Genomic DNA, 13,662 nt, shown 5'->3' with positions numbered 1-13,662 from the left:
ATCCTATCTTGATATTTCAAAAGCCTTTGACAGCTCAACAGTCAATTTCGATAACTATACTAATACCCTTGAGGCGGTCTTACAACCCCGTCCTCTTTTCAGTGAAAATAAACGCCTTAACATAGTAACGCATCTACCGAAAATATCATACCTCTTTTTTACAAAAAAAGCGAATGGTGAATGATATCTATCTGTTCCTAACATACCCTATCCTTTTCTTGAATAAAATGTCATATGACAATAGTCCAAAGGAGGTAGTATGATGAAATTTCTTGTTTTGCTACACGTTCTTTCCGCCATCATAGGAGTGGGGCCGACTTTCTTTGCTCATGTTCTGACCAGAAAGAACCAGACGGCCGAGCAGCTCAGGCATACCCTGAAGATGGCGGCCCATCTTGAAAAATTCCCGAAGATCGGCGGCACTATCGCGGTCATCTCCGGCCTGGTTCTATTCTATGTCGGCGAATATGGAGCTTTCACCCAAGTTTGGCTTCTCGGCTCATTGATTCTTTATGTCTTTATTCAAATTATTGTTATCGGCTTTGTCACTCCTCAAAGCAACAAATTGAAGGGTTGGCTGGATGCTCCTGAAAACGCCGCTGTCACTGGAAAACTGACAGAAGAAGCACAAGGTTACCTGAACAAAATGAATGGATACTTCTACCTCGCCTCCGCACTCGGTGTCACCTTGTTTATATTTATGATCCTCAAACCCTAATATGAACAAGCGATTGGCGGGCTTTATCCCTTTAAAGCACTAAGAGGGACAGTCCCTCTTAGTGCTTTAACGCGTCACCTCGCGATAGGGGACTGTCCCTCTTAGTGCGGTGGTGTGTTAAAGCGGAGTGCCGAATCACCAGAAAAGGAGAGCCGGCTCTGGCTCTCCTTTTCTGATGATATTTATTCTTTTCCGCTGTTGTTTTTGGTTAGGACCTTGAGTCCTTGGCCCATGTCGGATGCCAGGACATAGTTTTCATCAACATACACGCCCCAGATATAGCCTTTGTCAGGTGTGTACTGGCCAATTTGTACAGGATCACTCGGGTTTGTGATGTCTACCATGTAGACCCCGCCAGCATAGTGTGACAGGTACAGGGTATTTCCTCTCACCTTGGGATCATGGACAGTATTGGCGAACGTCACCCCGTCTTCCACATTGTCCACCAGGTCCGTTTTGAACTCGCTTAATAGTTTCGGATTGGTTTTATCCTTAATATCAAAAATCCGAGTATAGCCATAAGATTCCTCATACCCTTCTTTCACAGGACTGTAGACTTCCCGTGTCTCAATCAGAAGGTTTCCGCCTTGAGCTAGTGTCGCGGAGTGAGCGGATCCCTGCTGATCGGAAGCAAAATCCGTACGTCCAAGATACACAGGATTCTCTGGATCTTTCACATCAAAGATGACTGTTCCAAGATCCCACATCGAAACATACGCATACTGTGCATTATGGTCTACCATGACGCTGTGATTGAAGACCGCCCTGGTTTTTCCATGAGAATCCTTCCAGTGATATCCGTTGAAGTCTTCCGGCACTTCCGGAAGATCCCGAGGATCAAACTGCCATAGTGTCTCCGGCTCTGCCGGATTGGAAACATCGACAATTTGGAAGTCCTTTTCCTCTCCATGACTGAAGTAGTCGGCATACGGGTTGGAAGCGAACACCAGCGCTCTGTCTCCCTGTGTCTCTAAATAAAGTTCATGCGTGCCATTCGTTTCACCGTACACTTCCCAGAAGCCGAGCTTTTCCGGATTATATGGATCAGTGACATCATATAGAAGGAACCCGCCTGAAGTTTCCGCTCTCCTATTTAACTGCTGCACACTCACAACCGCCAAATCACCTTTGAAATGAGGAGTATTGACCGTTTTCACGATAACTTTTTCCTGCCAAGTTCCTGGTACATCGTCATTTGCAAACACCGATACCTCTACAGGGTTAGACGGATCTTTCAAATCGAACACCCGAACTCCGCCGTTTCCTCCATTTGCCGTATGCGTTCCCATATAGGCAAAGCCTTTATGAGCATACACATCTGCAGTATTATTCTGGACTCCTTCACGGATTTGTTTGATCTGAACCTGCGCGGCTTCCGTCAAGTTGCTGACATTCTTTGAGCCTTCAACTTTAGGGAGTGCAAGTGACTCCAGCTGTTCATTCGTGAAGACCGTTACCTCTCCCTTCTCAATTCCGGAAGAGTCTAAATCATCATGCGCAAAGCTGCTTGGGGCGAAGGCAGAAAATACAAGGGCACTGGCGAGTGTCGTTGAGACGAACAGATTTTTCTTTTTCAAAATAAAGATCCCTCCACTTGGTTTTTTAGTGACTTTCGTAAAAATGTTTCTTTTATACTTCAGGTGCGTGACTTGTCGGGACGTTAAGCCTGCTGATTGAAACCCGTCCCAAACAGGAAAACCTGATCTATTATTCTTCTCCCATCCACTCCTGCTCAGGAAGTGTATCCCAGAAGCTTGTATCCGCTGTTTCGATTGAGCCGTCAGCAAGCGCTTCGACTGTTGAACTCAATGTTTCCACGGTCTGTTTGATCAGATAGCCGTTACTTTTTTGCCCAAGGACATAAGGTTCGTAAAAATGGTCAGACATGCCTCTCATTTCAAAAAGAAGAGTCGAGATGTCATACCGTACGGCTGCACCATTCCGTCCAATGTTTTCACCTGTGCCGCCGCGGTATTTCCCAATTAAGCCCCAGCCTTTTGAATCGACAGCATTATAAACGATCGATCCCAGTTTTTTTGAACCTTCCAGAACTTCCGGATCCACATTCGGATTGGTTGGATACAACATTGATCCCGAAACAAGCTCACCGTTGATTCCGCTTAGCGTTCCCTGATGATGAAGGTCGATCATATAGTCGATATCATATTTCATTAAGACTTGTTCATGGAGAGCCCTTGCTTCCGGCTCCATTTCAGAAGTCTCTTTGGCATGCTCACGGTTTAAATCCACTTCATTGGCATTATACCGGGTAAGATGCCTGTCCCCATCTGCAATATAATCCTCCAGGGAGAAATTTACATCCCCCATCGCCCCGTCTGCGTTGAGCATCGGGATGACAAGAATATTCACATTCCCAAGGACACCTTTTAATTTATTGGTTCCCAGGTGCCTGATGAATTCCAAAGCTCCTTCAGTTGTCAGCTGTTCATTTCCATGCTGCTGGGTTAAAAATAACACTGTCGGGTTGTCAGGATGTGAAAGATACTTTGCCATGTGGATGTCCTTGCCTTTAACGGTTTGGCCGATCACTTCGAGTTCCATTGCGTCCTGCTTTGCTGCCTGTACTTTTAGAAATTCTGTCAATTCCCCGTATGTAGTTAATCTGGAAGTTTGAACAGATTCATTCCCATTATAGTTCGGCCCATTTCCCACAGCCGCTGCCGGCATGGTCACCGCTGCAAAGCCTCCCAAAGCCAGCATGCTTGATAATGAAACACTGATTAGCTTTTTCTTCATCATACTCCTCCTCTTATTAAATGATTTAGTAAGAATATTCGGTACACACCCACTATAAAAGCTTTGGAAATGGAAGTTAATAGGAGGGATGAATGATTATTTCGACAACCTAAATAAAATTCAGCGGGAACTAGGGAGTTTGTCTCATATAAAATGATTTGTCGAACAAGAATAAAAGTGGTGGAGAACGGTGGATATTTCCGGGGAAATCTGTCTATCAATGTAATTTTCCATAAAATTTTAATTTAATATTTTTTTTCAATCTGCAACTCCCAGGGTCATTTTTACCCAATTGCGTAATAAGTACAAATTCCCAGTATATTCCTAAAAGAATATTTCCGGCCGGGGTTTTCTCAAAAGAAAAAACACCAGACCCGGGCCCGGTGTTTCCCTCTCTCTATCTGCTCTCGATCACAGAGAGACCGAAAGTATTGCTGACGACCAGGTCGTAGGTTCCCTTACCGACAGTGTAGGTTCCGCTCCTGGCCATCTCCTCAACATGAACTTTATCACCAAAGTTCTGATTTTCGTTCTCTTTCTCTTCAAGCTTCCAATTCTCGTTATCTTTTATATCCGTTACATTTTGAGCCAGTAAGTTGATGTCACTGTCTTGTGATAGCATAACACTCACTTGGGAACCTTCCGTCACTGACCAATGACTCAACAAACGCCTGGGCTTCATCGTTATCGAACCGCTATTACCTGAAACTTCAAGCCCTACTTTGGTCGGCACCACCAGTGTGGCATCCATTTGCGTGTAGCTGCCAAAAGGATTGGAGTCCACAGGAAGCATCTTCAGTGTGATGAACAGGCTGTCCCCTTTCATTTCGTATTGGAGGTAATCTTCAGGAGATTTCAATTTGTTTTCTCCATTTACAATTGTAGATCGATAAGTGCCAAACAAACTGACATCATCCCCAGTACCGCCTTCGATTGTTAAATCATGCTGGCCGGTGTCCACAACAATTCTCTTGATTTCATCGGAGACACTATGGTTGAATGTCGGGATTTCCATTGTTTTTTCTTCAGACGTCATCCAGCTTTGCATGGCCCCGACCACGCCGGTTGCCTGCAAGATGGAAAGGCCAATTCCAGCTGTGCCTATTACAGCAACAAACAGAATGCTTAAAAGATCATATTTCACCCTTGCATTCTCTTGGGTAGTAAAAAACAAATAGAAGAGCATTTCACCGCCTAAAATGACAAGGATGAACGGCCACCAGCCTGCGATAATATACGAAGCGTCCCATTCCATTATCTGTGTCAGAAGCAGCACCAGCCCTAAAAAAATCAGTGCCGCCCCCATTGAGATCGATCCTACTCTCCATACTCTCATTGAGAAGCCTCTCCCTTCTTCTTGCTTCCTGTCAACAGCTTGATGCCGCCGCCTATTAGTAAAATGCAGACAATCGCCGTCTGTACATATCGTTCAAACCAGAAGAACGCGTCAACGTTCATATACTCATAAATGATTGGCTGAAGGACCGGCAGAGCAATGTTCGTGAGCAAATAATACACTCCAAGCGTGACCAGGCCGATTCCGACCCACTTTTGATGATTCACAAGATATGAGATCACCGGCACATCCTCAATCGGCTCTTTTCCGTAACGGGAAGCTTTTTGCAGTCCGTCGAAAAAGCTGTAAAACCAGATGATTGGGACAAGGAAAAGGAAGATGCCCAATCTCATGACATCCATTATATAGATGGAGAACAGGAATGCCGCCATTAACTGAATTCCCCTCCGCTGATAACCCAAGTACAGATGACCTGCCCCCGGAAAAATCGATAGCATCGTTGCAAGGGACTTCGATTTTTTTCCATCCTCCCGGCGATTCTCGAACTCTTCCAGGATGGATTGATCAACCAACGCTTCTCCACGTTGTTTTTTCGCAAGTTGCTGCATACTGTCAAAAAAGCTGTACACCCACAGGACAGGCAGGAAGGCAAGAAAGACAAGAAATTCTCCACGTGATGACAGAACCGTCACGAAAATGACCATTACAGCGAGGCCCAGGAAAGCTGCCAGCAATGTAACACCTCTGTTCATAAGGCCCAGCTGGAAATGCCCGAGACCTGGCACCAACGATAAAATAATCGTAAAAAAGCGCTCCGATTCAGGAGTCGTTTCTTCCTTGACCGTGTCTCCCTCCATAGTGGTCCGTTTATAAAGCTTGGATGCCGTAACAGCTGTATCGATGAGATTTATCAAATATAGGAATAAGCCTCCAATAAAAAACACAAATTCAATTCCGGTCACAGAATAATAAGAGTATGTTAAAAGGATCGTCATGACCGCGGCACCTATGACACCGCCTGCATAAAACAAACCTCTCAGCACCTTGCCAAGATAAAGCAGGCCCCCTCCCGGGAAAAATGCTAATAAAAATGCAATAATCGGATTCTTTTTCATCAGTTTCGTTCCTCCCTGGTTTCACTTTCGATATTTTCTATAAGGATCGTCGTTTTGTTCATCAACTCATTCGTAATGGATGGGCGGGAGGAACGTTCGAATTCCTCCGCAAATCCGACCAACTGCTGAAATACACCTGTGTACATCAGTAGAATTGTCATCGCAGCCGCCACAACATAGTGGAAAGCTGACTGCTGATAAAATCTCTGTTTTTTCCCGATGTCCGGTACTTCAGGTTCCTTGTAGCGGTGAACCTCAGCAATAATGCTGTCGGCGAATCCGGGATCATCTGAAAGTTCCGGAAAGGAGGTCTCACCGGCCTCAAGTGCCGACAAATAGATTTCCATGCAAGAATCACAAGAATATAAGTGCTCTTCGTATTGCTCCCGAACTTCGTCATTGAGTCCATCTTCAACATACTTCAGCCAGTCTTCATAAGAAATGTGTTTCATCGAAAATCTTCCTCCTTCCAGTGTGTTTTCATCCAGCGTCTCGCCCGATAGAGTTTGGTTTCAATCGTTTTCACTTCAACTTGCTGTTCTTCAGCCATTTTTTGATATGACTTTTCTTCTATGTAGTAATCATGGATGACCCTGCGATGATTTTCCGGCATCTCCCCAAGCCTCCGCCGGACAAGAAGCCGCAGTTGTTTCTCTTCCAGCTTGGCTTCTACAGAAAGGAGGTCCCCTCTCTGCATGTTTTCCTTGGCAAGGTCCGCCGGATTATCAGACATTTCCTCGTTCCTGCGTGCCGCCTTTCGCTTACAATCTATCGCATGATTTACAGCAATCCTGGTAATCCAGGTTTTCAACCCTTGATTTTCGTACTGCGGGAGAGAGGTATAGATCTTTACAAACACTTCCTGTGACACATCTTCGGCATCTTTTTGATTTCTCAAGATGCCGTAGACCGTCCGGAACACATGGTGTTTATATTTTTCAATGAGGATACGGAATGCGTGGTCGCTCCCGCTTCTCACTTTTTCTACAAGCGCTTGTTCCAATACTCTCTCCCCCCTTTCTGCCGGCTACATAATAATAGACGAACAAACTTCCGCTTTCCCCTACACTATTTTTGAAAAAACTTTAAAAATATTTTTTAGGGTGGGTAAAACGGGTGGTTTCAGGCAAAAATCACTGGGCGGGTAAATTTATGGGGGGGTTTCTAGTTTTATAGCTTATGGGGGTAGCGAAGGTGAACAGGGAGGACTATAATTTTTGTTTTGCCTTTTTAAAGTTCTTTAGAGGCGTTCTTAAAGTCTTTATTCTCTCGTTTTCTCTTTTAAAGTCCTTTACAGGCACTCTACAGTACTTTAATTTTAATTCTCTAATTTTGTCGTTCTTTAAAACCTCTCTATAGTACTTTATTTTCAACTTTCTAATTTTATCGTCCTTTAGAACCTCTCTATAGTACTTTAATTTTTAATTTTCTAATTTTATCGTCCTTTAGAACCTCTCTATAGTACTTTAATTTTAATTCTCTAATTTTATCGTCCTTTAAAATCTCTCTATAGTACTTTAATTTTAATTTTCTTATTTTATCGTCCTTTAAAACCTCTCTATAGTACTTTAATTTTTATTTTCTTATTTTATCGTCCTTTAAAACCTCTCTATAGTACTTTAATTTCAACTTTCATATTTTATCGTCCTTTAAAACCTCTCTATAGTACTTTAATTTCAACTTTCATATTTTATCGTCCTATAGAACCTTCATAAGTTTTTTTATGAATATTATTTTCTCATAAAAAAAGCCGCCAAAAGGACAAACCCTTTTGACAGCTTATGTGAAAATTTTTATATCGCGTTTTTCCAGGAAGTCGACACTTTCCTGAATGGATTCTTTATCAAAGTGGTAAATTTCATTGACGGCATGTAACCATTTGTCCATATCACGCATTTGGTATTCTCGGATGTTTCGGTATGTCATGGCTTTTAACGTCCCGTTGCGCAGGAAGTAACAGGTGTTTCCATGAAAGCGCACGGCCGTAATCCTCCGCATCACCATATTCTCCTGGCTATCTTTATACGAAGCGTCAATGTCAGCAGCCAGGTCTCCCTCTTCAAGCGGCATCCAGATGATCTCTTTTTTTACAAAAGACTTCCCATTGGCCTTCCGATCGATTTCATACAGTGCCTGGTCTTTCTGTGTAAAGGTGATCTCTTCGCCGAACCCGTGAAGGACATGCTTTCTCCGCGCCTCGAGTTCCACCGGTTTCATGATTGGCGAGCCATAGCCGACATCGACATAGAGTTTCTTTCCCTCGATGTTCACCATGATCCCCAAGTGCCCGGGCTGCACGCGGACAAAGTTGATAGTGAAGCCAATCGCACGGAGCAGACGCCCAAAATTGATGTTCAGTGTATAACAAGTGCCGCCCCAGCCGCGGTTCTGGAGATTATGTACAAATTGCTCAAGGCTTGGGACAAGTTCTTTTCTCTGGTTAAAATAATGAAACTTGCTGAATGTCTCATATGGAATCCGGATCAGATGGTGCTGGATGAGACGCTGCAAGTAATTGATACTGGGGCGTTCAAGGGTCAGATTTAAATACGAAAGATACTGCTTTCTGATTTCTTCCACATTATCACTCTCTCATTATCCTTATCGATCTCTCATAAGGGGGTTACACACTCTTGTTTCCCTCTAAAACTGAAGTTCAATCATGGGTTATGTTTACTCTCTGCTATTTTCCTGTTATTTTACCATGTCTTTTTTACAGAATCATTGCCTATGCTTTAAATTCTTGATATAATGCCAAATTTCCTTTATTTATAGAGATTTAAAGCGCAGAGGATGAGGTTTCGTCCAGAAATCAAGCGGACTCCATGAAAAAAACGGCCTTATGGGGGCCGCTGTAATATATCGTGATTGCGATTGTTATTGATTCATACGCTCGAAATTGGTTTCTAATGTCTTTTTCATATCTGATGTGAAGCCATCTTGCATCTGCTGGCGTTCACTGCGGAAATATTCTACCACTTCTTCATCGAACTCGATTTCAATCAGTTCACGCAGGTCCCAAATTCTGAGGGCAGCCATGATGGAAATCAGGTGAGCGACTGTTAATGATTTCTTTTTGAAGTTTACTAGTTCATTGATTGTCGCGACACGCAAGCCGGTAAGGCGGTGCAGGTCACCTTGAGTCATTCCGCGTTCTTTCAGAATCTTCCCCAGCTTGATGTTGATTTTGTGAGGAAACTTTTCGAGGGTTTCAATAACAATGGTGTTTGTCTTTTGGTGAATCATGGTGTTACCCCCTAACAATATTCCTCTCTAGAATACCGCGATTTCCGTAATACGTGAAGAGGGAAACAGTTCCATTTGTCCTAGACGCTTTATCACTCTAAAGCACGAAGAGGGACAGTCCCTCTTCGTGCTTTACCGCGTTAATACACAAAAAGGGACTGTCCCTCACGGGTGTTGATTAGCTATATTTTTCCAAGTGATTGGCACAGACTTCCCCTTCGTTGAAAGAGTGATTTAATGGCACACCTTACCTCCACAGGTAAGGTGTATGCCACGTAACGACGTGTGAATTCTATGAAAGTGAAAGAGTGTAAGATGGCCCAATCTTCCTGTGTTTCATTGTAAATCCAGCGTAGAAGGAAGTAACTAATAAGCGTTCCATAAACTTGGCTATAGACAGAATTCGGTGAATTTCCAAACAGATTGGAAAGATCGAGATTGCCTTTTACCCAACGGAAAAACAACTCGATTTGCCAGCGAAGCTTATAGATATAAGCAATGTCTTCAGGGGACATCATCATTAAGTTTGTCGCTACTTTTATTTTGTTTCCTTCGTTGTCGGTAAAGGTAACCAACCTGAATCGATATTTTGTTTTGCGGGTGCGTTTTCCGATAAAGGCTGTCAGGTCTTCCTTCACACTGCCCTCTTCATCAAGAGGGACACTGTGTTCGATCTCTTCCGAGAAAGAGAAAGAGCTAGCGACTCTAATCACAAAAAATTGATTGTCTTCCTGTAAGTTCTCAAAGTCTCGCGTCCGTGCATATCCTCTATCTGCGGTGATAATGGAAAGAGGTTCCGTGTCTTCATACAACTTGGGTGCCATCATGACATCGTGGTGCCGCCCAGTTGTAGGGATGACTTGGGTCGGTTGCCCTTCCTCTACATCGAACTTTGTATGGAGACGAATAGCGTGGCGAGTACGGGTATAACCCGCCCAGCTCATATCTGGATGTTGAAACGTAATGGTTGTGGAGTCGACCGCGAATAGTTTATAGGGCTTGAACAGTGCTCGGCGCATTCCACGTCCTAAGCGATTGACTAAACGAGAGAACAATTCTTGAAGAATCTGATAAGGGACGTTTTGAGCTTTTTTAGCGAGGGTCGAGTGGTCAACGGAAGGCAAACTTTCTTCCTGTGGCATCTTGGTTTCGGCATCTCGAAAGCTTTTCCAATCTTTCGCAGAAGAAATGACAAAGAAGCGTACCAAATCTCGGGTGGAAAATTTTCTTGCGGTGTCACGATAACCCCACTTCTCACAAAGGTTTTCCACCTCTTCGTCAGTAATGAACGTTTGAAGTACCTCTGATAATTTGTTAAAGTTAGTCAATGAAGCCACTCTCCTTTTTAGTGTTGTTAGCGGTAACAATCATTCTAAAAGAGAGTGGCTTTTTTTGTCTAATGATACCGTTTGTTTTACATATTATGGTTAATCAACACCCGTGGACTGTCCCTCTTAATGGTTTAACGCGTTGACGCACGAAAAGGCCCATCCCTTTTCCAGGGATGGGCCTTTTCGATTTACATCTGGACTTGGTTCATCAGGGTGGTTTTGATGCTTTGGAAAATTTCGAGCCAGATGGTTTCATTGTCTCTGTACTGCGCTGTCAGCCTGCCGATCATTTCTTTTTGTGCCGCTGGAAATGATTCGTGGTCACGCGGCGGCAGTTTTGCTTTCTCCTCATCCACAATTTGCTGGATCACCGGAGCACGAGGCCCCCACACTGCTTGCTCGTCGAAACTCTTGTCAAGGAAGATGAAGATCGGAATCGAACGGGAAGTTCCGTTTGTTAAGTACTGATCCATCAATTCCAGGTTCTCATCCCTGTTCAAAATCCGGACCTTCATGTCGGCTGCTTCTGCCACTTTTAAGAGGATCGGCAGGTTGACCATCGCATCACCGCACCAATCCTCGGATAACACAATCACATTCAGTTTTTGAGAAGCAAGTTCCTCCAGATTCCCCTTCTCATTTTCCGGTATGGAGAAATGCTGGTAGACCTTCTTAAAGTTTTCTTGATGTGTTTCCATCGAATCTATATATTCTTGAGGCGTCCGCCCCTTTTCAAACCATTGTTTCAAATCCATTGTCATCCTCCTCGAGACTTCAACCTTCACTGTACGCAATCTTAGCTTATTTCTCTTTTGCCTAATAAACAAGAAAATATACTTATTTTTAAAGTATTGTTTGTAAAAAATATGCTTACAGGCATATAATTGATATAAGAATCCAATACATACACCTTCGCAAAAGCATTAGCTGCGTAAGAATCTGCGCACAAAAAAGAGACTGCCGTTGAAACAGCCTCATGGCTATTAACATTTCTGTGAGCTCTCAACAATTCTCTTGAATTTTGCGTAATAGTACTTCAGCTCGGTTACACTATCTGCCGCCTTTATTTTTTCCAAATAGTTCTCTGCTTTGGAATATTGTTCCGGGGGCAATTTAACCGTTGTTTTCTTCTCTTTTTTGGACTTCGCCAACAGGTTTCACCTCATTATGCTTTGAAGATCCTCCTATAGTAGAGGTCGTCTCGAGCTGATATTTTGAAAGCTCTTGAAGGTAGTCACACTTGGTTCTTTCCAGGTTTTGCTCGATTTTTCTGGTGATTACCGAACTTCCGCCAATGCCAGATAATAAACTAATGTAAATCACATACCAGACGGGTACTGTTTCCACGACAGGCAATACGGACAAATAACCGGCCAAGACCCCAATAATGATATCTTTAGACGAACCAAAGACATAATGCTTCTCTCCATCTTCATCAACAAAAGTGCGGGGAAATGTAAAGCGGCCACCTTTGAAAACCAAAATATGTCCTAAGCCACCAATACCTCCCATTAACATCGGTAACAGTATCAATTCAATTAAGGACATTACATTCACCCTCTGGAATGATTTACTAATAGTATACTTTATTTACAGAATTTTCTGAATAGAGAAAAGGACACGTTTTTGTCCATCACAGAGGAGAGTGCCGCATGCGTAAAATTGTGCTGAAAGTCTCGTCAATCGACAAACTTCGATTTCAAAATTACCTTGTCTTAATGCAAAAGGCGGAGAGCAAGGCCGAAGCGGACATGTATTTCCGCCTAGCAAAAAAAATCATCCAGCAAAGCCGGATGAAAAAAAACTAGAAACTATTATGTATCCATTTGAAAACTGCTCTTTTGATTGTGCTTTTTTTCAAAGCCATCGCTCCTGCCCATCAAACGCCCGGTTATTTATGTACTAATAATCAACCCTGCGTGGAAAAAATCAGTGCATCTGTCCCGCTTCGTTGGGCAACTTTATCAATCCCTGCCTATCTTTACAACGGTCACGCCAAGGAAAACCGGTGCCTATCAGCCAGTTCCTCCAGTTTGCGGATGATGTTCTCTTCGTAATCCCCCTGCAGCGGAATGGCCTCGGCTGCAAATCCAGATAACTCCTCATGATGCCCAATCATCACTGCGTGGTTTGCATGCTGAAATAGCGTTATATCGTTAGCATCATTCCCAAACGCAATATACTCGGACTCCCCGATTCCGATTTTTCTCAGAGCATTCCATTTATCGATATCGTTTGGAGAAATATCAATCACTTTTTCATTGCGGTGAGTATGAAGGGTAACATCAATCTCAGAAAGCTCTTCAGCCAATTTTTCAAAATCGTTGGCTGTCAGGATCAGCACTTTTAATATAGAATTCAGGCTTTCTATCAACACAGACTTTGCCAGGTTTGCCTGATCGAGGTTCCCCAGAATCGGGTGATTTACAGGCCCTGTATAACAATAATCCCAGTCTCCATCAATTAAGAACGTGGCTTCATATTTTTCAATCAATCTTTTAATATAATCAATATCCTCATCCCGAAAAGCCTGGGAAAAAACCAAGTCCCCGTCTCTGTGGATCATCGAGCCGTTTCCTCCAATCAGAGTATGCATATGAAAACGGGGATGAAGGACGGGAAGCATATCCCGGATCGGTCTTGCCGAAGCAAAAATCACTTCATGGCCTTCCTCCGTCAACCTTTCAAGTGCCTCCAATATCCTTTCCGTCACCGGCTGACCTTTAAAACAAATTGTACCATCCAAATCAAACACGAATTTCATTGAGTGAACTCCTTTATACGATTATTATCCCCAAGTATTTTTAGCTTTTTTCGATGAGGCTTGAGTATCTCCAAAATTTCCGGTTTGCTGACTTTCTCAAACTGATAATTCCATTTGTACATTCTCCTCAGCATGTCCCACGTCTGTCTGTAATTCCCTTTTTCGAACCCAAGCTTCTGCACAGTGAATCGTTTTAAGATACGCCAATTCCTTACCGCCATCGGTGTATCCAGAAAAATAATGATGTCTGCCTTCTCGAAGCCACTCGTTGTCCAGGTATGATGGACTCCTTCAATAATCCAGTCCGTCTGATCGATGAGTCTATTAAACTCGTTGTCCCTATCTTCAGGGCTGTTTCGTATGTCCCCGTTTGCACCTCTACGCCACACAACATTGTCCAATTCATAGACGGGGATGCTCATTTCTGATGACAA

16 protein-coding genes are annotated in these 13,662 nt (G+C 43.4%); 3 read left to right on the top strand and 13 right to left on the bottom strand.

The features are described from left to right. On the top strand, positions 1-184 hold a 184-nt coding region (locus BSG1_RS21435; RefSeq protein WP_006838348.1), incomplete at its 5' end, for a hypothetical protein. Between the two features lie 78 nt (positions 185-262). Further along, positions 263-718 (top strand): DUF2269 family protein, encoded by a 456-nt coding sequence (locus BSG1_RS16695; RefSeq protein WP_044023066.1) that lies wholly within the window; start codon positions 263-265, stop codon positions 716-718. Between the two features lie 182 nt (positions 719-900). Here BSG1_RS16695 and BSG1_RS16690 read toward each other — a convergent pair whose 3' ends face one another. The 11 genes from BSG1_RS16690 to BSG1_RS16640 form a co-directional block, all read right to left on the bottom strand. After that, a complete protein-coding gene (locus tag BSG1_RS16690) occupies positions 901-2,295 on the bottom strand; it encodes an LVIVD repeat-containing protein (protein ID WP_006838346.1) in 1,395 nt (464 codons plus the stop codon). A gap of 130 nt (positions 2,296-2,425) precedes the next feature. Beyond that, positions 2,426-3,475, bottom strand: coding sequence for a M14 family zinc carboxypeptidase (locus tag BSG1_RS16685; RefSeq protein WP_044023065.1), 1,050 nt, complete (start codon positions 3,473-3,475; stop codon positions 2,426-2,428). 397 nt (positions 3,476-3,872) lie between these two features. Further along, positions 3,873-4,811 carry a hypothetical protein gene (locus BSG1_RS16680; protein ID WP_044023063.1) on the bottom strand — a complete coding sequence of 313 codons (939 nt, stop codon included), beginning with the start codon at positions 4,809-4,811 and terminating at the stop codon, positions 3,873-3,875. Continuing rightward, a complete protein-coding gene (locus BSG1_RS16675; protein ID WP_006838343.1) occupies positions 4,808-5,887 on the bottom strand; it encodes a hypothetical protein in 1,080 nt (359 codons plus the stop codon). Before BSG1_RS16675 ends, BSG1_RS16680 begins: the two co-directional genes overlap by 4 nt. Then, on the bottom strand, positions 5,887-6,339 hold the full coding sequence (locus BSG1_RS16670) for a hypothetical protein (protein WP_006838342.1): 453 nt from the start codon (positions 6,337-6,339) through the stop codon (positions 5,887-5,889). The genes BSG1_RS16675 and BSG1_RS16670 overlap by 1 nt, the downstream gene beginning before the upstream one ends. Next, a complete protein-coding gene (locus BSG1_RS16665; protein ID WP_006838341.1) occupies positions 6,336-6,890 on the bottom strand; it encodes a sigma-70 family RNA polymerase sigma factor in 555 nt (184 codons plus the stop codon). The genes BSG1_RS16670 and BSG1_RS16665 overlap by 4 nt, the downstream gene beginning before the upstream one ends. A 776-nt stretch (positions 6,891-7,666) precedes the next feature. Beyond that, positions 7,667-8,467 carry an arylamine N-acetyltransferase gene (locus tag BSG1_RS16660; protein WP_044023062.1) on the bottom strand — a complete coding sequence of 267 codons (801 nt, stop codon included), beginning with the start codon at positions 8,465-8,467 and terminating at the stop codon, positions 7,667-7,669. 297 nt (positions 8,468-8,764) lie between these two features. Further along, on the bottom strand, positions 8,765-9,133 hold the full coding sequence (locus tag BSG1_RS16655) for a helix-turn-helix domain-containing protein (RefSeq protein WP_006838337.1): 369 nt from the start codon (positions 9,131-9,133) through the stop codon (positions 8,765-8,767). 182 nt (positions 9,134-9,315) lie between these two features. Then, entirely contained in the window at positions 9,316-10,470 is a 1,155-nt protein-coding gene (locus BSG1_RS16650; protein WP_232214187.1) for an IS4 family transposase, read from the bottom strand. A 182-nt stretch (positions 10,471-10,652) separates the two neighbouring features. Beyond that, a complete protein-coding gene (locus tag BSG1_RS16645; RefSeq protein ID WP_044023061.1) occupies positions 10,653-11,219 on the bottom strand; it encodes a thioredoxin family protein in 567 nt (188 codons plus the stop codon). Between the two features lie 358 nt (positions 11,220-11,577). Then, a complete protein-coding gene (locus BSG1_RS16640; protein WP_006838335.1) occupies positions 11,578-12,012 on the bottom strand; it encodes a DUF4257 domain-containing protein in 435 nt (144 codons plus the stop codon). 104 nt (positions 12,013-12,116) lie between these two features. Here BSG1_RS16640 and BSG1_RS20990 point away from each other — a divergent pair, with 104 nt between their 5' ends. Further along, a complete protein-coding gene (locus BSG1_RS20990) occupies positions 12,117-12,272 on the top strand; it encodes a hypothetical protein (protein ID WP_006838334.1) in 156 nt (51 codons plus the stop codon). 182 nt (positions 12,273-12,454) lie between these two features. On the opposite strand, the gene BSG1_RS16635 is transcribed toward BSG1_RS20990, so the two are convergent. Both BSG1_RS16635 and BSG1_RS21160 read right to left on the bottom strand, forming a co-directional pair. Next, on the bottom strand, positions 12,455-13,228 hold the full coding sequence (locus BSG1_RS16635) for an HAD-IIB family hydrolase (RefSeq protein ID WP_006838333.1): 774 nt from the start codon (positions 13,226-13,228) through the stop codon (positions 12,455-12,457). Beyond that, a partial coding sequence (locus BSG1_RS21160) for a DNA topology modulation protein FlaR (RefSeq protein ID WP_198008254.1) occupies positions 13,225-13,662 on the bottom strand: 438 nt, incomplete at its 5' end. The genes BSG1_RS21160 and BSG1_RS16635, both read right to left, overlap by 4 nt.

The organism is Bacillus sp. SG-1, assembly GCF_000181495.1.
Classification (GTDB): Bacteria; Bacillota; Bacilli; order Bacillales; family Bacillaceae_B; genus Rossellomorea.
The sequence above is the reverse complement of the archived record's forward strand: the minus strand, read 5'-3'. Positions and strand labels throughout refer to the sequence as shown.

Coding starts and splice junctions, on each gene's coding strand:
- BSG1_RS16695 (WP_044023066.1), top strand. CDS start 263: ATGAAATTTCTTGTTTTGCTACACGTTCTTTCCGCCATCATAGGAGTG.
- BSG1_RS20990 (WP_006838334.1), top strand. CDS start 12,117: ATGCGTAAAATTGTGCTGAAAGTCTCGTCAATCGACAAACTTCGATTT.
- BSG1_RS16640 (WP_006838335.1), bottom strand. CDS start 12,012: ATGTCCTTAATTGAATTGATACTGTTACCGATGTTAATGGGAGGTATT.
- BSG1_RS16670 (WP_006838342.1), bottom strand. CDS start 6,339: ATGAAACACATTTCTTATGAAGACTGGCTGAAGTATGTTGAAGATGGA.
- BSG1_RS16635 (WP_006838333.1), bottom strand. CDS start 13,228: ATGAAATTCGTGTTTGATTTGGATGGTACAATTTGTTTTAAAGGTCAG.
- BSG1_RS16655 (WP_006838337.1), bottom strand. CDS start 9,133: ATGATTCACCAAAAGACAAACACCATTGTTATTGAAACCCTCGAAAAG.
- BSG1_RS16675 (WP_006838343.1), bottom strand. CDS start 5,887: ATGAAAAAGAATCCGATTATTGCATTTTTATTAGCATTTTTCCCGGGA.
- BSG1_RS16685 (WP_044023065.1), bottom strand. CDS start 3,475: ATGAAGAAAAAGCTAATCAGTGTTTCATTATCAAGCATGCTGGCTTTG.
- BSG1_RS16680 (WP_044023063.1), bottom strand. CDS start 4,811: ATGAGAGTATGGAGAGTAGGATCGATCTCAATGGGGGCGGCACTGATT.
- BSG1_RS16645 (WP_044023061.1), bottom strand. CDS start 11,219: ATGGATTTGAAACAATGGTTTGAAAAGGGGCGGACGCCTCAAGAATAT.